Origin of the sequence: Idiomarina seosinensis (assembly GCF_003987275.1) — a bacterium.
Classification (GTDB): domain Bacteria; phylum Pseudomonadota; class Gammaproteobacteria; order Enterobacterales; family Alteromonadaceae; genus Idiomarina; species Idiomarina seosinensis.
This window is the reverse complement of the sequence record NZ_PIQF01000004.1, coordinates 1-24,654: the sequence shown is the minus strand read 5'-3', so window position 1 is coordinate 24,654 and position 24,654 is coordinate 1. Positions and strand designations below refer to the sequence as shown.

25 protein-coding genes and 2 rRNA genes are annotated in these 24,654 nt (G+C 46.9%); 9 read left to right on the top strand and 18 right to left on the bottom strand.

The window, feature by feature from the left end; all coding sequences use genetic code 11:
* Nucleotides 1-64 precede the first annotated feature (64 nt).
* Nucleotides 65-316, top strand: a complete 252-nt coding sequence (locus CWI81_RS11035) for a hypothetical protein (protein ID WP_126785370.1) — start codon at nucleotides 65-67, stop codon at nucleotides 314-316.
* A 27-nt stretch (nucleotides 317-343) separates the two neighbouring features.
* Complete coding sequence (locus CWI81_RS11030) at nucleotides 344-1,441, top strand: threonine aldolase family protein (protein WP_126785369.1); 1,098 nt, start codon at nucleotides 344-346, stop codon at nucleotides 1,439-1,441.
* Nucleotides 1,442-1,445: 4 nt separating this feature from the next.
* Here the strand turns inward: CWI81_RS11030 and CWI81_RS11025 are convergent, their stop codons facing one another.
* Nucleotides 1,446-1,829, bottom strand: coding sequence for a DUF6746 family protein (locus tag CWI81_RS11025; RefSeq protein WP_126785368.1), 384 nt, complete (start codon nucleotides 1,827-1,829; stop codon nucleotides 1,446-1,448).
* A gap of 131 nt (nucleotides 1,830-1,960) precedes the next feature.
* Between CWI81_RS11025 and CWI81_RS11020 the strand changes: the two genes are divergently transcribed.
* Nucleotides 1,961-3,040, top strand: coding sequence for a transporter substrate-binding domain-containing protein (locus tag CWI81_RS11020; protein ID WP_126785367.1), 1,080 nt, complete (start codon nucleotides 1,961-1,963; stop codon nucleotides 3,038-3,040).
* Here CWI81_RS11020 and CWI81_RS11015 read toward each other — a convergent pair.
* The 5 genes from CWI81_RS11015 to recQ are packed head-to-tail and all read right to left on the bottom strand — an operon-like array spanning nucleotide 3,037 to nucleotide 9,865.
* Nucleotides 3,037-3,846 carry a mechanosensitive ion channel family protein gene (locus CWI81_RS11015; RefSeq protein ID WP_241970423.1) on the bottom strand — a complete coding sequence of 270 codons (810 nt, stop codon included), beginning with the start codon at nucleotides 3,844-3,846 and terminating at the stop codon, nucleotides 3,037-3,039. The genes CWI81_RS11020 and CWI81_RS11015 overlap by 4 nt on opposite strands.
* An 11-nt stretch (nucleotides 3,847-3,857) precedes the next feature.
* Entirely contained in the window at nucleotides 3,858-4,877 is a 1,020-nt protein-coding gene (locus tag CWI81_RS11010; protein WP_126785366.1) for a hypothetical protein, read from the bottom strand.
* A gap of 15 nt (nucleotides 4,878-4,892) precedes the next feature.
* Nucleotides 4,893-7,745 carry an EAL domain-containing protein gene (locus tag CWI81_RS11005; RefSeq protein ID WP_126785365.1) on the bottom strand — a complete coding sequence of 951 codons (2,853 nt, stop codon included), beginning with the start codon at nucleotides 7,743-7,745 and terminating at the stop codon, nucleotides 4,893-4,895.
* A complete protein-coding gene (locus CWI81_RS11000) occupies nucleotides 7,729-8,004 on the bottom strand; it encodes a DUF3630 family protein (protein ID WP_126785364.1) in 276 nt (91 codons plus the stop codon). Before CWI81_RS11000 ends, CWI81_RS11005 begins: the two co-directional genes overlap by 17 nt.
* Nucleotides 7,997-9,865 (bottom strand): DNA helicase RecQ, encoded by a 1,869-nt coding sequence (gene recQ / locus CWI81_RS10995; RefSeq protein ID WP_126785363.1) that lies wholly within the window; start codon nucleotides 9,863-9,865, stop codon nucleotides 7,997-7,999. Before recQ ends, CWI81_RS11000 begins: the two co-directional genes overlap by 8 nt.
* An 84-nt stretch (nucleotides 9,866-9,949) precedes the next feature.
* Here recQ and CWI81_RS10990 point away from each other — a divergent pair, with 84 nt between their 5' ends.
* Both CWI81_RS10990 and rarD read left to right on the top strand, forming a co-directional pair.
* Nucleotides 9,950-10,405: a thioesterase family protein gene (locus tag CWI81_RS10990; protein ID WP_198678677.1), complete on the top strand. Its 456-nt coding sequence runs from the start codon at nucleotides 9,950-9,952 to the stop codon at nucleotides 10,403-10,405.
* 4 nt (nucleotides 10,406-10,409) lie between these two features.
* Nucleotides 10,410-11,336 carry an EamA family transporter RarD gene (gene rarD, locus CWI81_RS10985; RefSeq protein WP_126785361.1) on the top strand — a complete coding sequence of 309 codons (927 nt, stop codon included), beginning with the start codon at nucleotides 10,410-10,412 and terminating at the stop codon, nucleotides 11,334-11,336.
* Here the strand turns inward: rarD and CWI81_RS10980 are convergent.
* The 8 genes from CWI81_RS10980 to lptM all read right to left on the bottom strand — a co-directional run bounded on the left by CWI81_RS10980 (nucleotide 11,329) and on the right by lptM (nucleotide 18,628).
* Nucleotides 11,329-11,751, bottom strand: coding sequence for an OsmC family protein (locus CWI81_RS10980; protein ID WP_126785360.1), 423 nt, complete (start codon nucleotides 11,749-11,751; stop codon nucleotides 11,329-11,331). The genes rarD and CWI81_RS10980 overlap by 8 nt on opposite strands.
* A gap of 68 nt (nucleotides 11,752-11,819) precedes the next feature.
* Nucleotides 11,820-13,994: a DNA helicase II gene (gene uvrD / locus CWI81_RS10975; protein ID WP_126785359.1), complete on the bottom strand. Its 2,175-nt coding sequence runs from the start codon at nucleotides 13,992-13,994 to the stop codon at nucleotides 11,820-11,822.
* A gap of 73 nt (nucleotides 13,995-14,067) precedes the next feature.
* On the bottom strand, nucleotides 14,068-14,790 hold the full coding sequence (locus CWI81_RS10970; RefSeq protein WP_126785358.1) for an HAD-IA family hydrolase: 723 nt from the start codon (nucleotides 14,788-14,790) through the stop codon (nucleotides 14,068-14,070).
* Nucleotides 14,790-15,692, bottom strand: coding sequence for a tyrosine recombinase XerC (locus CWI81_RS10965; protein WP_126785357.1), 903 nt, complete (start codon nucleotides 15,690-15,692; stop codon nucleotides 14,790-14,792). The genes CWI81_RS10970 and CWI81_RS10965 overlap by 1 nt, the downstream gene beginning before the upstream one ends.
* Nucleotides 15,679-16,374: a DUF484 family protein gene (locus tag CWI81_RS10960; RefSeq protein WP_126785356.1), complete on the bottom strand. Its 696-nt coding sequence runs from the start codon at nucleotides 16,372-16,374 to the stop codon at nucleotides 15,679-15,681. Before CWI81_RS10960 ends, CWI81_RS10965 begins: the two co-directional genes overlap by 14 nt.
* A complete protein-coding gene (dapF, locus tag CWI81_RS10955; RefSeq protein ID WP_126785355.1) occupies nucleotides 16,371-17,198 on the bottom strand; it encodes a diaminopimelate epimerase in 828 nt (275 codons plus the stop codon). The genes CWI81_RS10960 and dapF overlap by 4 nt, the downstream gene beginning before the upstream one ends.
* A 6-nt stretch (nucleotides 17,199-17,204) precedes the next feature.
* Nucleotides 17,205-18,458 carry a diaminopimelate decarboxylase gene (gene lysA / locus CWI81_RS10950; RefSeq protein ID WP_126785354.1) on the bottom strand — a complete coding sequence of 418 codons (1,254 nt, stop codon included), beginning with the start codon at nucleotides 18,456-18,458 and terminating at the stop codon, nucleotides 17,205-17,207.
* A complete protein-coding gene (gene lptM / locus CWI81_RS10945; protein ID WP_126785353.1) occupies nucleotides 18,455-18,628 on the bottom strand; it encodes an LPS translocon maturation chaperone LptM in 174 nt (57 codons plus the stop codon). The genes lysA and lptM overlap by 4 nt, the downstream gene beginning before the upstream one ends.
* Before the next feature lie 89 nt (nucleotides 18,629-18,717).
* On the opposite strand from lptM, the gene hemC reads away from it, so the two are divergent.
* Genes hemC through CWI81_RS10925 form a run of 4 tightly spaced genes read left to right on the top strand, consistent with a single transcriptional unit; the run spans nucleotide 18,718 to nucleotide 22,730 of the window.
* Nucleotides 18,718-19,653, top strand: coding sequence for a hydroxymethylbilane synthase (gene hemC / locus CWI81_RS10940; RefSeq protein WP_126785352.1), 936 nt, complete (start codon nucleotides 18,718-18,720; stop codon nucleotides 19,651-19,653).
* Nucleotides 19,646-20,365 (top strand): uroporphyrinogen-III synthase, encoded by a 720-nt coding sequence (locus tag CWI81_RS10935; RefSeq protein WP_126785351.1) that lies wholly within the window; start codon nucleotides 19,646-19,648, stop codon nucleotides 20,363-20,365. Before hemC ends, CWI81_RS10935 begins: the two co-directional genes overlap by 8 nt.
* 2 nt (nucleotides 20,366-20,367) lie before the next feature.
* Entirely contained in the window at nucleotides 20,368-21,573 is a 1,206-nt protein-coding gene (locus tag CWI81_RS10930) for a uroporphyrinogen-III C-methyltransferase (protein ID WP_126785350.1), read from the top strand.
* Nucleotides 21,570-22,730, top strand: coding sequence for a heme biosynthesis HemY N-terminal domain-containing protein (locus tag CWI81_RS10925; protein ID WP_126785349.1), 1,161 nt, complete (start codon nucleotides 21,570-21,572; stop codon nucleotides 22,728-22,730). Before CWI81_RS10930 ends, CWI81_RS10925 begins: the two co-directional genes overlap by 4 nt.
* 8 nt (nucleotides 22,731-22,738) lie before the next feature.
* Here the strand turns inward: CWI81_RS10925 and CWI81_RS10920 are convergent, their stop codons facing one another.
* The 4 genes from CWI81_RS10920 to CWI81_RS10905 form a co-directional block, all read right to left on the bottom strand.
* The gene (locus CWI81_RS10920; RefSeq protein WP_126785348.1) at nucleotides 22,739-23,320 is read right to left on the bottom strand and encodes a YceI family protein; all 582 of its coding nucleotides are present in this window, start codon (nucleotides 23,318-23,320) and stop codon (nucleotides 22,739-22,741) included.
* Between the two features lie 2 nt (nucleotides 23,321-23,322).
* Nucleotides 23,323-23,871, bottom strand: a complete 549-nt coding sequence (locus CWI81_RS10915; RefSeq protein WP_126785347.1) for a cytochrome b — start codon at nucleotides 23,869-23,871, stop codon at nucleotides 23,323-23,325.
* Nucleotides 23,872-24,314: 443 nt separating this feature from the next.
* Nucleotides 24,315-24,430, bottom strand: a 5S ribosomal RNA gene (gene rrf / locus CWI81_RS10910).
* A gap of 125 nt (nucleotides 24,431-24,555) precedes the next feature.
* Nucleotides 24,556-24,654 (bottom strand): 23S ribosomal RNA (locus CWI81_RS10905); the annotation flags it as partial.

Genomic DNA, 24,654 nt, shown 5'->3' with positions numbered 1-24,654 from the left:
GCGCGCTTGTTACACTGAGTGAAACATTTTTCACCCATTCAGCTGCCAGGAGATTTTTGACTTTATGGCAAAGCCGAATAAAAAAGGTCCAAAACGCACGGTTCAGATTTCTTGTCTGCAATGTAAAGCGCCTATTTTTAAGTATCGGAAGGGCGGCAAGGGCGCTTTAGTGAAGTGCTTTTTGGAGCGCATTGTCGAAGACCATACCACTAAGACCTGTCACTGCCCTGGGTGCGGCCAGGAGTTTGCACGAGAAACCATGATGCGAGGGGCGCCGGTATACAAAATGATTGGCGGCAAAGTGCACATGAAATAACCTAGGCTTTTAAATTAGGGCATCACTATGATCGATCAGAGCACCAAAAATCGTTACCTGCTAGCATGCCAGCAAGCGTCACATAGTATACTGCGCCAGCCACAATCATCTATGGCCGAGCAGTTAACGTCCCTTGCTGAAGAGCTAGCGAATCATGAACAACGCGATGTTTATGGTTCTGGTGATTTAATTGAAACGTTTGAACAACAGGTCGCCGACCTTCTCGGCAAACCTGCCGCGCTATTTTTGCCAACCGGCACCCTTGCACAGCCAATGGTACTAAAAATTCACAGCCAGCAAACCAGAAAGCCAGCAGTTGCTTTGCACCCAACCTCACACCTGCTATTACATGAACAGATGGGCGTTGAGCAGCTTTGGGGACTTACAACAAAACCGGTAGGTCTTAGAGAGCGCCCAATAGCGCTTGCCGATTTAAACTCAATGCCAGCTTCCGAATTAGCTGCTTTATTAATTGAGCTACCGATGCGTGAAATTGGTGGTCAGTTACCTGACTGGGACGAACTGAAAGCGCAATCTCAGTGGGCCAGAGATAATGGCATTCGGTTGCACCTGGATGGCGCTCGTCTGTGGCAAGCTCCGACTTATTACCAGCAAAGCCTGGCAGATATATGTCGCTTATTTGATTCGGTTTATGTCAGCTTTTATAAAGACCTAGGCGGTATTAGCGGCGACATTCTAGCTGCTGAAACCGACGTCATTGAGGAAGCTAAAGTATGGGCTCGTCGAGCTGGCGGCAATGTCATTAGCCTTTACCCGGAAATCCTCGCTGCTCGCCGGGGTTTGAGAGACAACCTACCGGTCATGCCGGAAGCTGTTGATTACGCGCGGTCGTTAGGCTCGGCCTTGGCTGATATCGGTGGTATTACAGTTACACCTAACCCACCTCAAGCAGCGATGTTTCATTTAAAATTTGCACTGCCACCTGACTATCTGGCAGAAAAAGCGGCCGATTACGTGCAGGAGTATGGCGTGGTGATTCTACCGCTACCGCGCTCTGGCGACTCCGGACACAGCATTTGTGAAGTTCCTGTCGGTAGAAACGCTATGTCGCAACCACAAAGCTTTTGGCTGCGACACTTCAAGCAATTTATAAATAGCCTGTAAGAGACTACTTCTCGCCTAATACCTCAGACAAGGTTTTTAGGTATTTCTTGCCGTTGTTTTTAACGCGCTCTTTATTCATTTCTTCGGAGCCCAGATGAACTTCTTCCAAAGAGTCTGCCGCTCCTTCTAACTCTTCATTTAAACGGTGCAGAGCAACTTCAAGAGTATAAGTCAGTTCATGGACTTTGCTCATTTCTTCGGCTGACAGGTCGCCGCTGACTAGCTTTTTAAGCTCCTGATTGTATTGATTCAGGTTGTTAATTGCCTGATTCAGATTTTCAGCGGACTCGGGTTTAAAGTGCTGATATTTTTTTTCATCATCATCCGCCAAAGCTGGCATCGATACTGCGAAAACGAGAGCCAAAATAGGTAAGACTAAACGGGTCATTGTAAACTCCTGATGTTATTAGTAACGATTCTCATTCTCTCTACAAACAGCTTGCAGGTCAAGAACAAAGCCTGCAAGCTAGCTTTATATTCTTAATTAAAATCAAATTAAAATTCGCAAGGATCTACGCAATGTTTTTTCGCCTGGTTTTATTGTTGGCTTTGTTGTTGCCCTCGGCTCCTTTAGTTGCCGCGACAACAGCAGCTGATACTCAAGCATCACCATTAAAAGTTGCCGTACGAGTGAACGCCCCTTTCGTGATAAAAAATGATGAACAATTCGACGGCCTGGCGATGCAGCTTTGGCAAGATATCGCAACTCAGCTCGACCGGCCATATGAACTTTACCCGTTACCATTAAATGAACTCATGTTAGGCGTCGAAGCAGGCGACTATGATATTGGCATTGGTGCATTAACAATCACAGCCCAACGAGAGCAAGTCCTCGATTTTAGCCAGCCTTTTCACAATTCTGGTTTAGCAATCGCTGTTCCGAGTAACGACAGTTCAACCTGGTGGGCGGTTACCAAGCAGTTTTTCTCGCTTGAGTTCTTGCAGGTTATATTAATCTTGGCGGGGGTTTTATTTCTCGCCGGCACCTTAGTCTGGATTTTTGAGCGGAAGAAGAACCCAGAAGAATTCTCCAGTGATCCCGTTAAAGGACTAGGTTCTGGCTTTTGGTGGGCCGCTGTAACGATGACTACCGTGGGTTATGGGGACAAGTCGCCACGAAGTTTTGGTGGTCGCGTGGTGAGTCTTCTATGGATGTTTACTTGCGTCATTATAATATCCAGCTTTACCGCTTCTATCGCCTCTTCGTTAACTGTTTCACAATTTCAATCTAAGGTCAGTAGCGCCAGCGATTTATCCACTGCAAGAGTTGCCACGCTGGCAAACTCTGCCACAGCAAAATGGCTCGAGCAGCAGAATATTGGTTACCAGAGTTTTTCCAGGTTAAATGAGGCTCTTAACAAGCTCGATAATAGCGAACTGGATGCGGTTATTTACGATGAGCCGATTTTACGATATTCACTACGCTCGCAGGCATTAAACAATATTCGGTTGCTACCCGACCGAGTATTACCGCAGGACTACGGCTTTGTTTTGCCACAAGGTAGTGCTTTGCGCGAACCAGTTAACCGTGAGCTACTAAAAGTTATTCAGTCACAGGCCTGGCGAGACTCGCTCGATAACTATCTCGGTAAGCGCTAAATTTTAGTGGTCTCGACCTGAGAAAACTCAACGCCAAGCTCGAGCAACCGCTGTTTGCCACGGGCGGTTAGATCGGTGACAAACTGAAACTGCTGACGAGGATCGATTGGGTAAGCTTTTAACCGATAACGCGTTCCCCAAGGCTCCTCTTTAATGGTCACAGTGACAGGTTTGGCAAGCTGCAAGTAGGGGCTTGTCAAACCTATATCCTCCAGTGCATCACGAATAATAAACGCGTCATAACAAGGTTTTATATAGAATTCGGCGACACACATTAAACTGGGTCCACCATTATTCGCATTGTGAATCAGGTTATCCCATAACTTTAAGTGAGGGACCCAAATGACAGTATCGTCACTGGTTACCAACTCAACGGTTCTCATACCGATATGTTTTACTTCGCCGTAAACTCCATCAACTAATACCCAATCCCCGGGCCGATAGGGCATTTCGTGTATCGCTACTACGCCTGCGATTAGGCTGCTTACATAGTCTTTTAGCGCAAAGCCGATGGCTAAGCCTGCGGCTCCAAGCGTGGCAACCATATTTTGAATCGTTGGTTCGACGACTCTGGGGACAATAAGTACCAGCGCTGCCACTAAAATGATAATTCGCAGCATTGGCACCAGCGCCAACGTATACAGCCGCTTTTTGCCGTGCAGCTGATTAGCAAGCCAGGGCAGTATTCGCTGCGACATCCAAACTAAGGCCCAAGCACTGATTAATATAGCTGCAACCTCGATTAATATAGTCGAGGTCATTTCTTTAAAGAGTCCTGCCACATCACTTGCTGCTGAATTTTCCACCGCAACTCTCCCTAAAACGCATCCGCTAATAAGCCACGAGATACTAGCGCCTGGCGCACAACAGGATAACCGCGCGCGGTAACTTGCCAGTTAGATTTCAGCAATTCTATTAAGCCGCACTGGCGAAGTTGGTGTAACTCAATATCCAGGTGCGTTGGCGGCACAATAGGCAACACGTTTTGCAACTGATGTTGAGTCAGCCCGCAATGCAGTAATAACGCGTGCAAAATGAACGCTGTATAATCCGTTGTCTCTACTGGCATAGTTGGTAACTCGAACGGAGATTGCTGGTCACCAACTCTTTTATGGTAACTGCTATTCGAATAAGCACAGGCTACCCCCAAGTTACCGCGTGACAGAGCCGCTAAGTGTTTTAGCTGATGCTCATCCCGATCTAACCCTAGCTGCCTCAAACGCTCACTATCGAAGGCCTGCAAGGTTAATGTTTGCTGCCCACTCACCGGCCACAACTGCTGTAAAAACTGCCATGCCCAACTGTCACAAATAACGACACCTTTACCCAGCTCTCCGGATAAAGCCTTGGCAAAAAACAACCTAACCCAACGCAACCCTTTTGATTGTCGTAAAAATGCATGACCAAGCTCTGGCACAAACCAAGGTCCGTTACCAGTAATTGAAATATCACCTTCTAGTTGGTTAAGTGCCAACTTATCTCTGTTTGGTATTTTTAATTCTTCAAAGCCGTTAGCCGTTAACCAGTCCTGGGCAATCGGTTTAACATGTGAATAGGGCGGACTAATAATCCAGCGTAATGAACCACCATCATTTTCGTTACTAAGCCATTCGGCTAAATATTGATCGAGTGCGGCAATTCCGTCAGCGCCGTCGACCTGCAGCGGCTGTGAATTTGCTACCTGACCCAGCTCTGCTGAACCGTCCTCTTGATCGCTCTCCCATTGAGCGCTAATCGAGCGCCACCAACGCTGTAATGCTAGTATTGTTGGTGTTGGCGGGATCTCGTAACCATCACTGGCTACCCACTGCCAGCTGTTAGTGTGCTGCTCGGCCATGCCAGATATTCCCTATTAATTTTTCGCCAATTGCCACTGCTTAGGTCTACCACAAATATAACCTTGAATATAATTTATTTGCTGCTTGACCAGCACAGTTCGGGTTTCATCATTCTCTACACCAACAGCACTCACCTCCACATTCGCTGCTTTGGCTAGCTTGATGCAGGAATATACTAGTTCCGCTTCGATCGCGTCCAATAGCATATTCTGTACCCAAAAGCGGTTGATCTTAATCTGGGTTAAGGGCAACTGCCGCAATAACCTGAACGAATTAAACCCAGTTCCAAACTGGTCGATAACCGTTGCACAACCCAGCTCATGCAGTTGTTTAAATAATTCGTAGGCTTCCTCAAAGTTATCCGACACAATCGGTTCAGCGACTTCAAACGCAAGTTGTGCGGGCTTTAAATTTGATTTTTCTAACTCCTGTTCGATAAAGCTAATAAAGTCGCTATCTTCGAGACTTTGCACTGATAAGTTAATGTGACAGCGCCAGGTCCGGGTCGCTTCAAACGTGTTTTGATTAAAGTAATCAAATACCTGGCGGATTAACCAACGATCGGCCTTACCCATAACACCCGCTTTCAATGCGGCATTTAAAAACTGCTGAGGCGCCAACGCTTCATCAGGATCTTTATTCCCGTCCTCTGGTAAACGCAGTAATACTTCAAAGCAATGCTTATCTCGTTGGTGCGAAGCGCTGAGCATTGGCTGTTGATACAGCGCCCATCGCTCATTTTTTAAGGCATCTCGCAGACGTTTTTCCCAATCTTGCTCCGCTTGTTGCTGCAATCTTTTTTGATCGTTATCGGTCGCGCTATGAACTTTGTAGTCGCCGAGCTGCTGCGCTAATTTTAATGCCTCTTCCGCTTTACGTACCAAACTGGTTGCACTAACCGTATCCTCTTTGGCAATCGCCAAGCCCGCATTAGCGGTAAACTGAAACACCCGGTGCTGGGTCGAAAAACGAAACTCTCGGCACAGCTGAACTAGCTGATAGGCGAGGGCAAATCCGGCTTGCTCGGTGTCGTTCAACAATACGCCAAGCCTATGGTCAGACAGACGCGATATTCTGGCGTTCTGCGGCAGCCTATCGCGAATACTCAAAACTAACTGTAACAGCGCCTGGTCACGGGTTGTCGGGCCAATTTGGTCATAAATAACCTGTAATCCACCAATATTAACGACTAACAATGTCGCACCCTTATTTCGATCCAGTTGCTTTTGTAATACCCGGTGCAATTCGCGGTAATTTAACAAACCGGTCAACGAGTCGTGCTTGGTCAAAAAGTTCAAGTGCATTTCAGCTTCGACTTGCTGAGTCACTTCCTGGATGCGACCTCTACCATCATTGAAGATTTCAACTTCTAACCAAATCGTTTTACCGTCCATGCGTTCCAACGAGGTTAGGTGGCGCCAGCTTTCTTTTCGTTGCTCATCTTTCCAGGTAACGGCTTGCTCGCCAAAGAGCTTGTTCGCCGTTGGCCAGTGGCGACATAGAAATTCTCTACCCGGCAAACCTAAAATAAACAGAAAACGCTTACTGACCCGGTGCCATTGGTGATTATCAGTCAGTTCAAACCATCCTTCACCACTGCGGTTAAGAAATCGCCAATAACCATCACGGTAGTATTTCTTCATCGCTTTTAAGCTGTTAATGCGATAATCAAGGCGGTGCAAAGCTTTATCCAGCTGAGCTAAAATCAGAGCCAGAATATTGGCAGTCAGCAGGGTGTACAGAACAATCCCTGACAACCCCTGCCAGACAGTGCTCACTCTAGGCATTATCAGCAACCAGGCAATTACCATTAAGGGTAACAGCAACAACGAGAACCATTTAGTTATGCCATCATTGGAACGTCTTAAAACTCGCCAAATAACAACGGCAGTAAGGGCTACTAATGCACTGACTTGGGCGACAAGCCAGAACGCAGTTCGCAACCCTTCGATCCAAGGCTGGGCAATCATAAGCGCCAGCACAATAAGAAATGTAGCTAGCAACAGCTTTTGCCATCGGGTTCCTTTAAGCGACACCTGAGTTCCTTCCCACAACAACCAGGCTAACGCAACGATAAGTGCTTGCTTGGCAAAGGGCAGCAGCTGTCCTGCAATGCCCGGACTGTACGGAGAGAAATAAGTAATCCAGATACCACTATGCAGCAGCATAACGAAAATAAACGTCACACTGGCGGTTCCTAAACTGATTTGCAGGCGCCGACGTGCACCCCGAGCCAAAGTGAAAGCAGCTACCGAGAGTAATAACAGCACCCCGGCGTTAACCCCCAAAGCAGTTTGCTTTTGCTGAATGTGCAGTTGCAGGGATTGTGGTGACCATAGCGAGATGGTATTCACTTGTTGTGGCCATTGCTGCATTGCAATAACTAACCAGGCAGTCTGATTAGCTGGCAAATCGAAGGGCAGCATCATCTGTTGCGATAAATAAGGGCGATTTACCAAAGCCTCATTAAACGACACAGCGGCAGAGTCAATTAACTCTCCCCCTTGGTTAATTAAATAAATCGAGGCCTTATCAATATAAGCTCCCCCTAAGTCTACGACGTAACGCTGACTTGAAGGGCTCCGGTTAAACAACCGCGCTGCACCCCAGATCAGTGGCTTGTCAGCACCACTTTGATGCGAGCGAAGTTTTTCAAAAGACTCCCAGCGCTCTGGATTTTCAAGACCAATTTGAGCCAGGGAAAAATTATCATGGGTGACTCTAAAGGCTAGGTGTTGATTGAGTTTTACTCGATCGGTTTGCGCCGAAACGGTTACCACTTCGGCTGCCCACACAGAGGTCGTTAAACTGCACAGCAACCCTAGCATAACTAACCAGACTATTATCAGACTAGACTTTAGTGACATACCCGGCTGCCTCTAGTAAATGGAGTACTTTATTGTCGAGGTTCTCCAATGGCTCTAACCATGCCGCTATGCAAAGTTCAGAATAAAACAATAAATAATGCTTACCCTGTATCGACAACCGCCAACAATATTGATCCGCGCCAACTTCATGCTCGCGAATTTCCGCGTTTATTGCTTGCGTTAATTGCCTGACCCAGCTGTCTAATTCAGCCTCAGAGCTGGGTAGCTGTTGTAGAGAAATCGTATCCGTATTAGCCATTAAACAATTGCCGTTCACTTGCTCCACTAAGAAATTGCTCTATAGCGGCGATAAACTCGCCTCCATAGCGTTCCAGCTTAACCTGACCAACCCCTGAGATTTTAAGCATATCCGTTGCCGCAGTGGGATAATCAATACACATTTCCACCAGGCTAGCATCACTAAATACCACAAATGGTGGTACCCCATCTCGATCGGCAATATCTTTTCGCAATTTCCTTAAGCGACGGAACAATATTTTATTATAGTCGCCCCGGTCAGTTATGCTGGTACGAGTTGCGGTTAAATTGGTCCTTGGCTTAGCAAGCTCGAGTTCAACTTCGCCACGTAATATAGCCCGCGCTTCCTCAGTGAGCTGTAAAGCTGCAAAACGACGGATATCCTGAACGATAAAGCCTCTGTGTATTAGCTGCCGAAGTACCGAAAACCAGTACTCATGTGATTCATCCTGGCCAATACCGTAAGTACTTAATTGGTCGTGTTTTAACTCTAGCACTCTTTGGTTTTTAGATCCCCGCAGTACCTCGACAACATGCGCTATGCCGAATTGCTGCCCAACTCGAAAAACACAACTTAATGCTTTTTGCGCATCTTTGAGCGCATCAAAGCGTTGAGGTGGATCCAGACATAAATCACAGTTACCACACTCTTTATCGCTAAACTCGTTAAAGTAATTTAATAAAACCAGTCGCCGGCATGTTTGCGCCTCCGCCATAGCCTGCATTGCGGAAAACTTTTGCTTTTCAATCAAACGCCGGTGCTCGTTGTCTTGCTCATCAATCATTCGCTGAATCCACTGAGCATCTCGTGGGTCGAACAGCATCAACGCCTCTGCCGGGAGACCATCTCGTCCTGCTCTGCCGGTTTCCTGATAATAAGACTCGATGCTTCGCGGAATATCAAAGTGCACCACAAACCTTATATTGGGTTTGTTAATACCCATGCCAAAAGCAATAGTGGCAACAACGACGTCTACATCATCTCTTAAAAATTGACGCAGTGTTGTTTCTTTTAAATTATGCTCCAATCCTGCGTGGTAAGGGGCAGCACGAACTCCTGCTTGCTGCAGGCTTTCTGCAATCTCTTCAGTTTTTTTTCTGGACCCACAATAGATAATCCCGGCTGATCCCTGCTGCTTTTTTACATAGTCTTTTATTTGTTTTAACGGCTTATATTTTTCTTGCACCACGTAGCGGATATTGGGCCGGTCAAAGGAGCTGCGGTGGCAATGCGGATTGTCTAAACCCAGCCGCTCTATAATATCGTGTTGCGTTGCGGCATCTGCCGTAGCTGTAAGCGCCATAAAAGGCACCGCCGATAAATACTGGCGCAGCCGGCCTAGCTGCCCGTACTCAGGCCGGAAATCATGTCCCCACTGACTAATGCAGTGAGCTTCATCAATCGCAATTAAAGACAATTGATATTCCTGCAAACGCTCAATAAAGTTTGGCTGTAGCGCTCTTTCCGGGCTCACATACAGCACTTTTATCTGCTGTTGCTGCAGTTGTTGCAAAGTGGTCAATGACTGCTGAGAGGTTAGCCCTGAATGCAGCGTAGCAGCTGCAATGCCCATCGCCTGCAAGGCCTCTACCTGATCTTGCATTAATGATAATAATGGCGAGACCACAACGGTTAAGCCTTCACTGCAAAGCGCAGGCAGTTGGTAACACAGCGACTTACCACCACCCGTTGGCATTAACACCAAGGTATCGCGACCAGACAATGCGCTTAGCATTACAGGTTGCTGCCCGTGACGAAACTCTGAGTAACCAAAGACCTCTTGCAACTTATCACTAAGTTTCTCGATTATAGGGTCATTTTGCTCCGATTTTTCATTATTTTCGTCTTTTGTCGCTAACATGGTTTACTCTAATAGGCGCCTATTGACTTGCATTACTTCATCGCTCTATTGTAAGCGTCCTAGCCTCTGATCACCATGGTAAAAATGGATACACAACAAATACTGACAAAAGTTTCCGACTTTATGAATGACCAGGTACCGTTCCAACGGTCGCTTGGGTTTGAAATCACTCAGTTTTCCTCAGCGAAAGGAGAAGTTAAGTTTCGCTGGCAGGACGAACTGATGGGCAATGTGCCACAAAGAATATTGCATGGTGGTGTGACAGCCACGGCGCTAGATACTGCTGGCGGTTTAGTTGCTATTGCGGGCATGGTAGAAAGGCTTGATAACCCCTCTGAAAGTTATTTAATCGAACGCCTTAGCCGGTGTGGTACCATTGATTTAAGGGTCGATTACTTGCGACCTGGTAGGGGAACAGAATTCATTGCCAGTGCAACCGTTATACGTTCCGGGAATAAAGTGGCAGTAGCCAGGATGGAATTGCACAATGAAGATGGTATCCATATCGCATTTGGCACCGGCACCTATTTAGTAGGATAGATTAATGACCGATGAGGCAGTACGTACTCGGCAAGGGGTTATCTTTGCTCTTGCCGCTTACACATTTTGGGGCATAGCCCCCGTTTATTTTAAATTGGTAAAGCAAGTTCCGCCGTTCGAAATTCTAGCGCACCGTATTGTCTGGGCCTTTGTTCTGGTACTCATACTGATTATCGCCATGCGCCGAATGGACCGCATATTGCCGATTGTCCGCCGACCTAAACTTGTCATTAGACTTGCTATTGCCACCGTGTTGCTCGGCGGCAACTGGTTTTTATTCATTTGGGCTATAAATACTGATCACTTGCTCGATGCCAGCCTTGGTTACTACATCAATCCCTTACTGAATGTAGCTATCGGCATGGCCTTTTTCGGTGAGAAAATGCGTAAGTTACAACTTACCGCTATCGCGCTTGCAGTAGTTGGAGTCGGTATTCAGATAATAACCTTTGGTGCTATTCCGTGGGTTGCCCTGGCGTTAGCTTCCAGTTTTGCAACGTACGGCGCTATTCGTAAACGCTTGCCCGTAGATTCAATTAGTGGGCTATGGCTGGAGACCGCTTTATTAACGCCGTTCATGCTTACTTATTTGTGGTTTTTTGCAGACTCAGTTGCAACGGACATGACGGCCAATAGTGCCTCACTGAACTTATTACTAATAGCTGCAGGCTTGGTAACAACCATTCCCTTACTATGCTTTACCGCTGCCGCTCAGCGGATTCGATACTCTACACTCGGCTTTTTCCAGTATATAGCACCCAGCTTGATGTTTATCTTAGCGGTTGTTGCTTACGGAGAACCGTTAGCAAAGAGTAAATTGCTAACGTTTGTCATCATTTGGAGCGCACTGGCACTGTATACCTTTGATTCGGTGTTGCAGCGCCAGCGCAATAAACGACAAAAACAAGTGGTTCAGGAACCTCTTAGCTGAGCGAAGCATCCATTGAAATATCGGCATTTAAAACTTTGCTAATTGGGCAGCCCTCTTTGGCCTGATTAGCAATTTTTTGAAACTCATCATCATCAATGCCAGCGATGTCGGCCTTGACTGTTAATTTAATCGCGTCAATTTCGAAACCACCATCAGCCTCTACTAAAGACACGTCGGCCTTTGCATCAATACTGTTTGGCTCATACCCAGCTTCGCCCAGCATCAGTGAGAAAGCCATCGCATAACAGCCTGCATGTGCTGCACCGATTAGTTCTTCTGGATTTGTGCCTGCACCACTTTCAAAGCGGCTTTTAAACGAGTACTGAGTGTTATCCAGTGTTCCACTTTGGGTAGAGACAACACCTGAGCCTTCCTTAATACTGCCTTTCCAAGTTGCATTTGCACTGCGTTTCATAAGCACCTCCTATTAAGTTGCTTGCTTAATAGTGTAGTTGCTGAGCGCCAAATACGATCAGTTTTTCGTTAAAAACTGGGTTCTAGTTTTGCATAGGCAACGACCAGCCACTTACTGCCGACCTGGTCAAAGTTAATTTGAATGCGGCTTTGCGGACCAGTACCTTCATAATTCAAGACGGTACCGTCTCCGAATTTGGGGTGACGCACTCGTTGCCCTAACGAGTAACCAGTCTGTTCAAACGCTTCGTGGCTGGCCGCGTTATTAAAGCGCCCATAGCTGCTAGGCTTTTCTACCTGAGTTTGCAGTCGAACTTGATGCAATGTGTCTGCAGGGATTTCAGCGATAAAACGGCTAACTTTGTGGAAAAACTCTTGCCCATAAATACGCCTCTGCTCAGCGTAAGTTAACACTAACTTTTGCATAGCACGGGTCATTCCGACATAGCATAAGCGGCGTTCTTCTTCTAACCGGCCAGGTTCATCCATAGACTGTTGCGAGGGAAACACACCCTCTTCAACACCCGTCATGAAAACCAGAGGAAATTCGAGCCCTTTAGCACTATGCAGGGTCATTAGTTGTACCGCATCTTGATGTTCATCAGCCTGTTCTTCACCCGCCTCGAGCGCGGCATGCGCTAGAAACGCATTTAACGGACTCATGTCTTCTTCAGAATCATCAAGGTTAAAGTTCTGGCATGCATTGACCAGCTCTTTTAAGTTTTCTACACGAGTTTCCGCTTTTTCGCCTTTTTCTGCCTCGTACATGGCTAACAATCCAGAGCGTCGGATAACTTCATCGCTAAGCCGACCCAGCGTAAAATCTTCGGTTTCGTCATCAAGGTTGTTGATGAACTCAATAAATGCAGCAACCGAGTTTCGAGCACGTCCGGCTAGTGACTTTTGTGAAACCATAGACTGCGCCGCTTGCCATAAGGATTGTTGGTTTTCACGAGCGGTTTGGCGAATGGTATCCAGGGTCCGGTTACCAATACCCCTTGCCGGAGTATTAAAAATACGTTCCAGCGCCGCGTCATCGTCACGGTTGGCCAGGATTCTTAAGTACCCCAGAGCATCTTTGATTTCCTGACGCTCGAAGAACCTTAATCCACCATAGATTCTGTAGGGCATACGAGCGTGTAAAAAGGCTTCTTCGAGAACCCGCGACTGAGCGTTACTTCGATATAAAATCGCGGCATCCTGAAGCGCATTGCCCTGATCCCGCCATTGCTCAATTTGACCGACAATATACCTAGCTTCGTCCATTTCGTTGAAAGCGGCATATAAGCTGACTGGCTCACCTTCATTGCCGTCGGTCCATAGGTCCTTGCCGAGACGATCTGAGTTATTGGCGATTACAGCATTTGCGGCGCGCAGAATAGTGCTGGTAGAACGGTAATTTTGCTCCAGTCGGATGGTGCTGACCGCCGGGTAGTCATCAATAAACTGCTGGATATTCTCTACTTTCGCCCCACGCCAGCCATAGATTGACTGATCATCATCGCCGACGATGGTAACGAAGTTATCAACACCCGATAATAGCCTTATCCAGGCGTATTGAATCGAGTTGGTGTCCTGAAATTCATCCACTAGAATATGGCGGAATCGGCGCTGATAATGCTCCCGCACAGATTTGTTATTGCGCAGTAATTCATGAGCCCGCAATAGCAGTTCGGCAAAGTCGACTAATCCCGCGCGGTCACAGCTTTCCTGATAAGCCTGGTAGATTGCTTTTAACGTTTGTTCATTAGGATCATAGGTATCAATATGCTCGGCTCGCAGGCCCTCATCTTTCTTAGCATTGATATACCATTGTGCTTGTTTGGCTGGCCAACGCTTCTCGTCTAAGTTCATTGATTTGATTAGGCGCTTGATCAGACGCTTTTGGTCGTCGCTGTCTAAAATCTGAAAGTTCTGAGGTAAGCCAACGTCCATATAATGTGCGCGAAGTAACCGATGCGCCAAACCGTGAAAGGTTCCGATCCACATATGACGGACTGAGCTGCCAAGCAGCTGCTCAACCCGACCGCGCATTTCGGCGGCGGCTTTATTAGTAAAGGTGACTGCAAGAATACTGTAAGGCGAATAGTTTTGTTGCTGAATGAGCCACGCAATGCGATGTACTAAAACACGTGTTTTACCACTGCCCGCTCCGGCCAAAACCAGCATATGGCTGTCATCAGCAGCAACTGCCTGCTGCTGTTTTTCATTCAGTCCCGCAATCAGTGGATGTGTATTGCTCATGTCGTCCCCTATACCTTTGCCAGCTTGCAAGTGTAATCGCCAACCACTGTATGTGCAACCAGTAGCGCCGCTATTAACGGGGTTTTTCACCAACCAGCATCGCCAGCTGCTCAAGCTTGGTAAAACTAAAGGTTGGTAATACTCTTAGCTGATTGCTAGTACCTAGCCCATCACGAAACCAGCCACTTTGGCACCCAGCCCGGTGTGCGCCAAGAATATCGGAGTAGGGATGATCACCAATATGCAGCAATTGCTGATGATTAATTTTAAAAAAGTCTGCGGTATGGTTAAACATATCGGGATGAGGCTTGCCCCTCAACTGTGCCGATGGCTGCACAATAACGTCAAAATAATCTGCAATTCCTATTTTTTCACAGTTAACGTTTCCATTACTTATAGCTGCTAACCGATAGTGAGCACTTAACAACTTCAGTAATCGATGGCTCGACTCCGGCACAGAAAAGTTACTGCGGTGGTGGTGAAACTGCTGCATCACCTTTTCTGCTGCTTGCTGTGGATCTTCTACACCGGCTTCAGTAAACCCCTCTGCCAGAGTTGTCTTCCTGAGTAGCGTCATATCACTACTCAGTTCGGCGCTGCGGCGCATAATTGTCATCCGCCGATTGCGCCAATGAGTTAAGTCCCACTGCCGGGTCTGTGGATAATTTTGCGCTATATAGTCCTGAACATTTTGTTCAGTTTGCTGCATAATCGGCACGTTATCGTATAAAGTATCGTCAAGATCAAAGCTAATCACAGAAAATGGTCTTAGTCGCCGGTTATATAGCCATTCCATTATTTTTTCACCTTATTCGCTCGTGGGTGAGCAGAGTCATACACCTCGGCCAGCCGTTTAAAGTCCAGGTGTGTATATATTTGCGTGGTTGATAAGTTGGCATGCCCTAATAGTTCTTGCACAGCACGCAAATCTCCACTTGATTCAAGTAAGTGTGATGCAAAGGAATGTCTTAGCTTATGCGGATGAAGATCACCGATTATGCCTTGCTGATGACCCCAGAAGTTAAGCCTCTGCTGAACAGTCCTGGGACTAATGCGGGTTAGCCGCTTGCTAATAAAAAGAGCTAGCTCGGCCCGAGTCGCTAACCAGTTCGAACGCACTTTCAACCACTTTTTAATTGCGGCGATAGCATGCCTACCGACAGGTACAATACGCGTTTTACTGCCTTTACCGGTTACCCGCAATTGCCCCATGCGTAAGTCGATCGAATCTCTATCCAGGCTGACTAATTCCGCCAGTCGAATACCGCTGGAATAGAGTAGCTCCATCATCGCCCCGTCACGGATAGCTAGTTCATCATCATCGGGCAGTTCAAGTAAGTGCGTAATGCTATCAACATCGAGGTTTTTAGGCAGCCTTTTAGGGATTTTAGGTGCTTTTACCGACAGCGCTGGGTTATCGGCCAGCGCCCCCTGATGTAATAAAAAATCGCAGAAAGTACGCCACGCAGAGAGTTTTAATGCAATGGTACGTTCGCCAAGCCCGTTCCGCCGCCAACCAACCAACAATCGCTCCAGCATTGCAACGTCAAGCTTTTCTGGTTGAGTGAGTCCCTGCTGCGTCAGGACTTCAAGATCGATTGCGGTCAGGCGTTGATAATTTTTTAGCGTCAGCTCAGCTAAGCCGCGTTCACCCCGCAGATGATCAAGCCAATGTTGCTGCCAATCATGCAGCGTCATCACTGGCCAGCAGCGTTGCTAATAACGCAGTTAATAATGCTTGCAGTTGAGTTATTAGCAGTTTGTCCATCGCTGGCTCAAAGTGACCCGGGTCGGCGCTACCAACCGCTAACATTCCGATTTCACCTTGCTCGCCAAGTAACATAAGTGCAACCGATGCTACATTTTCCTCTCTGAATAGCAGTTTTTGTTCGTGCTCAGTTAATCGGCCCAGATAAATTGGGTCATCGCTAAAACGTTTACCCAGTAACTGTTTGTGAGTATCAGAAGCAAAGGTGTATTGCTCTTCAAGTTCAATTGGACTGTTGAAAAATTTAAGCGATAGCGCCGGCATATCCAGTTCTTTCTCAAAGGTAAGTTGCAACTGGTCCAGAACCTCAGAGACCGACGAGCAGCGCAACAGTCGGACATACAAATTGCTGTAGGCGCTAAAAATAGTCTCGTTGCGCCGAGCATTTACCATTAGCTCAGTAATCTCTTCCTCAAGCTCTTTGACCTTAAGCCTAAGTTTTTGCTGTTGTCGCTCTACTAACGATACAGTCCCTTTCTCGCGATGACTCACTTGCAGTGTAGTTAACAAATCTTCATTGCGACTAAAGAAGTCCGGGTTTTCTAATAAATATTCCCGTATCAACGTATCGTCTAAACGTTGACTCAGGCTGTTTTCAGGATCATCACTCATAACAACATTTGTCCATCAAAAATAAGTTCGGCAGGCCCGGTCATTTTTACAGGTTGTCCAGACTGCCAGCGGATCATCAGCTCGCCGCCGGGTAGTTGTACTGTTACTTGTCCATTCAGTTTATCTTGCTGCATGCCAATGACAGCGGCTGCACAGGCACCACTGCCACAGGCCTGAGTTTCTCCGGCGCCACGTTCATGCACGCGCAACTTTATTTTATCGCGGTTTAACACTTGCATAAAACCCACATTTACACCCTCGGGAAAGCGTTCGTGCGCGCCAATTAAAGAGCCCAACCGACTAACCGGCGCGGTATCAACAGCATCAACTTCGATAACACAATGCGGATTGCCCAATCCCATTACGCCGCACAATACAGTTTCATCAGCAACTCTTAACACATAGGTTTGCTCGGTTTTTTGCGCTTTAAATGGGACACCGGCAGGTTCAAACTGAGGGGTTCCCATCTCCACCGTCACTAAGCCATCTTTTTCTAAGTGCAAGACCATCTTTCCTGCTTTGGTGCTGACTTTTAAGTGTTGTTTGTTGCTCAAGCCTTTTAAACGAACAAATTTTGCAAAGCACCGCGCACCGTTGCCGCACTGCGCTACTTCACTGCCATCCGCATTAAAGATTCTGTAGTGAAAGTCCAGGTCAGGATCATAAGGAGGCTCTACTAATAGCAGTTGATCAAAACCAATTCCACGATGACGATCGGCCCACTGCTTAATCTGTTCCGGATTTACGTATAAGTTTTGGGTGACATTATCAATGACCACAAAATCATTACCTAAACCGTGCATTTTTGAAAAGTGCAGTAACATCCTACGTTAATCCCTTTGCAGTAAACGTTCGCCACGAATTAAATCATCGAAAGTTTCACGTTCGCGAATAACAAAACTTTCATTACCGTCCACGAGTACTTCGGCTGGACGCGCCCGCGTATTGTAATTCGAACTCATGGTAAAACCATAGGCACCGGCATACTTGATGGCGAGCAGATCTCCCTGAGCAACGTTCAAATGACGTGCGTGGCCCAAAAAACACCCCGTTTCACAAACCGGCCCAACAACGTCAACCAGTTTATCGGTACTGTTGTTGTCTTTACTAACAGCAATTATTTCGTGCCATGCCTGGTATAACGAGGGCCTTAACATATCATTCATTCCTGCATCGACCAGCGCAAAGGATTTATCGTTGGAATGCTTTAGATATTCAACTTTAGTAATCAGCAAGCCGGCATCAGCCACAATCGCGCGGCCGGGTTCCAGCAGTAAGGTGATATGCGGGTACTCTTTAGCAAGATCCAGCAACCCGGTAAGGTATTGCTGAATATCTAAAGGCTCAACATCTTCGTAGGTCACTCCAAAACCACCACCAAGATCCAGATGAGTTAATTCGATCCCTTGCTGTTGTAGATTATCGACTAAATGAAACATCCGCTTTGCCGCATCAAGAAACGGTCCCGCTGACATTATTTGTGAGCCAATGTGGCAGTCAGCTCCTATTAGGCTTATATGACTTAGGTTATGCGCTCGCTGGAAAACAGGCATCGCGTCATCCATCGCAATACCAAATTTATTTGCTTTCATTCCAGTCGCAATATAAGGGTGGGTTTTTGCATCAACATCGGGATTAACACGCAGTGAAACAGGTGCCATCACATTTAATGACTTAGCCACCTCTTGGATCCGCTCAAGCTCAGCCGCTGATTCTACGTTAATACAGCCAATGCCTTGTTCCAGAGCATAAGTAAGCTCCTCCGTAGACTTAGCGACTCCAGAAAAGACGACTGATTTTGCGGAGCCGCCCGCGTGTAAAACGCGTTTCAATTCACCACCAGATACAATGTCAAAGCCAGCTCCTTGTGCCACCAATAACTCTAAAATAGCAAGATTACTATTGGCTTTAACCGCGTAACATAGCCGGTGGGGATTGGGCCAATACTGCTGAAATCGATGCCAGTTAGCCAAAATTTGGTTTTTTGAATACGCATATAAAGGCGTGCCGTACTGCTTAGCTAAATCAGCAACTGAGATGCGTTCCATGGTTAACTGTTGTTGATAAAAATCAATATGCATCATACAGCACCGTTTTTTTCTGTGGGTGAAGTCCCGGTTTCTGACGGCTCATTTTGCTCCGGCATTGGCTCTGGCTGAAGCGGTCCTTTTTGACCACAGGCTGCTAAACCGAAGATAATCACGGATAACATCAAACTGAGTTTGATTGGCTTGATTACAATTTGCTTAAACATCGCTAAACTATACATTCATCTTAAGATACAAGTGATGCTTATCATCGCACCACCAGCAACAAATGTCATTAAGCAGTATAAGGTACACTATGACCAATAACGTCAAAATTGCGACACGGAAAAGTAAGCTTGCAATGTGGCAAGCAGAACACATTCAAGCTCGTTTGCAAGCGATCTACCCAGAGCTTACGGTCGAGTTAGTGCCGATGTCGACACGGGGCGATGTTATTCTGGATACACCGTTAGCTAAAATCGGCGGCAAAGGGCTTTTTGTAAAAGAGCTCGAGGCCGCGATGCTAGAAGGCCGAGCGGATTTGGCCGTGCATTCAATGAAAGATCTGCCGGTTGAATTTCCTCCTGGCTTAGAGTTACACACCATTTGCGAAGGGGAAGACCCGCGTGATGCGTTTGTTTCTAATCACTACAAAAGCTTGGACGAGTTGCCTGAGGGAGCCATAGTTGGCACTTGTAGTCTACGCCGTCGGTGTCAAGTTAAAGAGGCCTTTCCCCACCTTACAATTAATGACTTGCGCGGCAATGTTCAAACCCGTTTGCGAAAGCTCGACGAAGGCCAGTTTGACGCGATTATCCTCGCAGCATCCGGTCTATTAAGACTTGAGCTCGGTGATCGAATTACCTCTTTTATTCCGGTTGAACAGTCACTACCTGCAAACGGACAAGGCGCTCTCGGTATTGAGGTTCGCAGTGACGACGCACAAATTAAGGCGTTGCTTGAACCGTTACAATGTCAACAGACTCGTTACCGGGTACTGGCAGAACGAGCAATGAATCGACGCCTACAAGGCGGATGCCAGGTGCCGATTGGAGCCTACGCTGAAATTACCAACGATGAAATTTTTCTGCGAGGACTAGTCGGCGATCCAGACGGCACTAATGTGATTAGAGATCAAGTTACAGGGTCGGTAAATGAAGCCGAGTCATTAGGTATTGAGCTAGCTGAAAAGCTATTAGCACAGGGCGCCGGAGAAATTCTGGCTGCAGTTTATCAACAAGCTGATGAATAATGTTCTGGTTATTCAACCACTACACAGCCGACAGCGCCTGTTGGATGCTATGCATGCGGCCGGCGCGGCGGTTATCGAACACAGCTTTATAACCATTGAACCGGTTAAGACAAAAATAGTTGATTTAACGCATTGCGACGCGGTTATCTGGGTTAGTAAAAATGCGGTTTTACAAGCACACGCACAGGGGATTAACCTAAACCCCCGAGTCCGTATGTACGCAGTTGGTCCGGGCACAGCCAGGCTTGCGGCCGAATTATTTAACCAGCCCTGTCAGTGCCCTGTCACTGAGCATGCATCAGAGTCGCTGCTCAACCTGCCTGAGCTAATTGAGCTTAACAGCCAGCGCTGGGCTATTCTAAAAGGTAAGGGTGGACGTGAACTACTCGCCAATAGTCTGGTCGCAAGAGGTGCATCATTCGAAAACGTGGTGCTGTATCAGCGAGTAAAAAAACCTTTAAAAGATCCTGAGCTTGTGCAACGTTGGATATCAGAGGTTGATACTATCGTAGTTACCAGTGCTGAACAGTTATCGTACTTTTTGTCCGAGTTACCAAGAGATGCGGCAACCTGGCTAAAGCACTGCTGGTGGGTTGTTCCCAGCCAACGCTTGGCGCAATTAATTCCTTTTGCCGAACCTGACAGTATTACAATTACCCAAAGTGCGTCAGAAAGCGCTATGATTGACGCATTGACTAATAGTGGAACTTGATTATGACCGAAGATAAGCAAAACCCTGTCGAAGACGACGTATCCAACGAAACCGACGAGCAAGTCAGCGACTCCGGTTCGGATAATAATCAACACAGTTCTGACAGCAAACCTAAGCGTACTGTTGGCCGAATTAAACGAATTTTTTGGTATTTAGTGCTGGTTATAATTATTGCGACTATCGCCTGGGTCGTCGTAGAAAAGCCTTATCAGCAATTGAACCTAGACTTTTCGTCTTCTCAGGCTGACACTAAAGCTGATACTACCAATAATGAGCCTCCGGTCTTTAATGCGGAACAAGAAGTTGAAAAGTTATCGCAGCAACTCGAGACAATAGAGCGGCAACTAACAGCTATTAAACGCACAAGCGACAGCAGCAGTGATGCGAAAGAGCAAGATGTACGACGCCTTGAGCAACAGTTGTCGCAAGTAAAAAGTAATATTCAGCAGCAAAATGAACAATTAACCAAACTGAGCCGACAGTTGCCCGAGCAACAATTTGAACAAATTAGCCAGTGGCGCCTATTTGAAGCTAAGCAAACGGTCAGTGCAGCTGCGCGGTTACTGTGGGCGGCAGAGGATTATCCGGCCGCCTTGCAACTGCTAAAGTTGGCAGATAAGCAGCTAGCTGGTATTGAGTCGGCAACAGCGATACAGATTCGCCAACAACTTGCAGAAGACATTGCCCGAGTGGAAGCCTTAGCTGACAATCAAGCCGACAAGCTGGTGTTATCTATTGCCGGACTTCAACAGCGCTTAAATGACTTACCGGACCGAGTTGACGAGAAACAACTGAGCCCCCGGAAGTCGACCGATCAGAACTTATCGACCGATGCCAATGATTGGCGCACCAATTTAGCGAAAAACTGGGACGATTTTCTTAATACATTCATCCGCATTCAACCGGCAACAAACGATCCTGAACCATTATTAACTAGCAGCCAGCGCGAAGCGATGACGCTAAGAATGAATCTGCTATTAACCATGGCACAACACGCAGCGTTAACTCGCAACGATAAGCTTTGGCGCACTAACATTGATCAGGCGCTAACTCTAATTGCGGAACTGAAAGGCGACTCCAAAGCTGCCCAAGACATATCATCCCGATTAACTGAGTTACGCGATGCCCCTATGAACCAACGCCGACTTGAACAACTTCAAGCCCTTGATGCATTGGCTAAAGCGACAGCTCAGGGAGGCTTACAATGAAATGGTTGGTAATTGTTTTCGCTTTGTTAGTGGCCGGCGCAATTCTCGGGCCGGTATCCTCAGGTAATGCCGGTTATGTGCTGCTGCAATTTGCTGGCTGGTCAGTAGAAACATCAGTTATAGCTCTGGCAATCATGATTATTGTCGTCACGGTTGCCATTGCGTTGGTCGTCGCCATTATAAGGGCTTTTTTCAATAGAACTCGCAGAGGTGGTCGCTGGTTTTCCAAACGCCGTCAGCTAAAAGCAGATGAGTTAATAACTGAAGGACTTAAGAGCTTACTACAGCAAGACTACCTATCAGCTTTACAAGCTTTTGAAAAAGCTAATAAGAAGCAATCGACGAACAGTCATGCAGCGCTGGCAAGCTACGCTGCACAGCAAGCCGGTGAACTTGGAAAGTCTGAGTTTTGGCGCGAGCAAGCTGGTAAAAGCTATTCAGAGACTGGCTGGATTCTCGACGTTAAAAAGGTCTCAGACGCGCAACAGGAAGATCCAGAAAATGCCGCCCGACAAATGACAGTGGTGCTTGAAAGGGAGCCAAAAGACCAACAAACTTGGCGGCTTGCAACGCAAGTTTATAAAACAGCTAAGCATTGGCAACAACTCGCTCGGCTACTACCTTCCATTGAAAAGTACGCCAACTACTCGGCTGAAGAACTTAGCGAACTAAAACGCCAAATCAGCTACCAACGTTTTGTCGAAGAGGGGACTAAAGGCAATAACGCACTGCTGGAGTATTGGAACTCATTGTCCAAAAACGAACGGGGCATGGACGTAATAAGGCTTAGTTACGCGGCGGCGTTAAAACACTTTGGTAAAAAAGAAGCTTGTGCCAAGATAACTTACAAGGGCTTAAAGCGCGATGAAATCAGCATTGAACAAGCCAATCAATCAGGTCTGTTGGTCGCCAATTATCCTAAGTTAGTCGAATATGTACAAGATACGTTGAAACGAAACCCAGAGCACACTGGCTTCTTAAAAGCATTATCGCTACTAGCCATTGATAGTAAGGACTACTCTCTAGCCCAACGAGCGTTGAAAAAGCTCATAGAAAAAGCACCGGACGCCGAAAATTACAAACTGCTTGGGGATGTGTATAACTCATTAGGTGACAGTCAATTAGCAGCCAACGCCTACCAAAAGGCGTTGGCATAGTAATTAACTTACTGGCGAACACCTTCAATAGAGAAGTATAACTGAACTTCTTCTGCTGCAGGCCCTAAGTTGTAGTCGATGTTGTAATCGGCAAGCGTCAAGTCAACCTCTCCCTCAAAGCCACGGCGGAATCCGCCCCAAGGATCTTCGCCGGCGCCGACATGTTCGACGTCGATAGCGATTTCTCGGGTAACACCATTTAAGGTGAAGTTGCCGTACATAGTTCCTTCGCCTTTATCGTCTTCATCCGGGACATAGCGGGTACTCTCGAAAGTTGCAGTAGGATATTGTTCAACACTTAAGAAGTCGTCGCCGCGTAAATGCTTATCACGCTCCGCATGGTTTGTATCAACACTGGCCGTGTCGATAGTGACATTTATCGATGAGTCTTCCGGCGCATTCTCATCGTAGCTAAAGTTACCTTCGAAATCATTAAAACGACCCAGCAACCAACTGTATCCTAAATGGTTAATCTTAAATTGGATAAAGGCATGCTGGCCTTCGATGTCGATTTTATAATCTTCTGCCATCGCAGTTGAAGTAACCAATGCGCTTCCCGCTAGAGCGGCTGCAATCAATGTCTTTTTCATAATTATTTCCTCTTAGTTTTCCCGAACATTCGAATTAGGGTACTGTCTTTGTTGATAAAATGATGTTTTAGTGAGGCCAGTGCATGACCGCCGGCTAATATCAGTAAAGCTACCGCTGAATACCAGTGCACTTCACCTGCAATATCTGCCTGGCTTGGCAAATCGGTAATAATGGCCGGCACCGGGAACAAGCCAAAAACGCTAATTGAGCTACCATCCGCAGTTGATATTAAAAAGCCGCTGATCATCACCGTGAAGAGCAGCAGATAAAGGAGTAGGTGGCCAGCTTTAGCTCCTAACCGTTCCAGTTTGCTTCCGATAGGCTTGGGCTTGGTATTAAATAACGTCCAAAGTACCCGAAGCACTGTAATCCCAAGTAACGTAATACCGAAAGACTTATGCCACCATGGGCCGAGTCGATACCATTCATCGTAGTAAGTCAGCGTCAACATCCACCAGCCTAAAGCAAAAAGACCTATAACTATCAAAGCTGTCAGCCAATGAATAACTATTGCAATAATGCCGTACCGGGCTTCTGTATTTTTAAGCATCACTCTCTATCTATTTGCGTTTTACAAGGATAAGGTTAGTCCAATTTTATGAAATAATAATTGGTAAATATCGGGGTTTTATTTCTAAAAAAACGAAAGGGCATTCATTTATCCGGATCGCGGATATCGAATAGCGGTGCGACGGATCCGGCCATCGGAGTTGCCGACAACCACCTGCCCCTTCGGCGAGCCGAAGGCTACCCACGATATGAACCGGTTTCCGGTAGCCATGGACATCAGAGCATTTAACACCAATCGTTGTTCAAAACCCCGAATTGCGGACCATCCGGGAATACATTCAAATCGTGGGTACCCGTTGGTTTACCGACGGTGGGATATCTGGGGCATCGTCGATGCGAATTCAGATCGTGGGTAGCCGTTGGTTTACCGACGGCCGGGCATAAAAAAAGCCCCGACCAGATGGTCGGGGCTTCTCAATATTAATCTGGCGGTGTCCTACTCTCACATGGGGAAACCCCACACTACCATCGGCGCTGGTATGTTTCACTACTGGGTTCGGGATGGAGCCAGGTGGTGCCATACCGCTATGGCCGCCAGACAAAAACTGTCACAACATGGCGAAACTGATTGTTAATGCCACTCGCTTTGTCGCGCTTAGCGCAACCTATGTCTTTGTAGAGCGTTCAAACTTGTCCTAACAATTCCAAACACCTTGGGTGTTGTATGGTTAAGCCTCACGGGCAATTAGTACGGGTTAGCTCAACGCATTACTACGCTTCCACACCCCGCCTATCAACGTTGTAGTCTTCAACAACCCTTTAG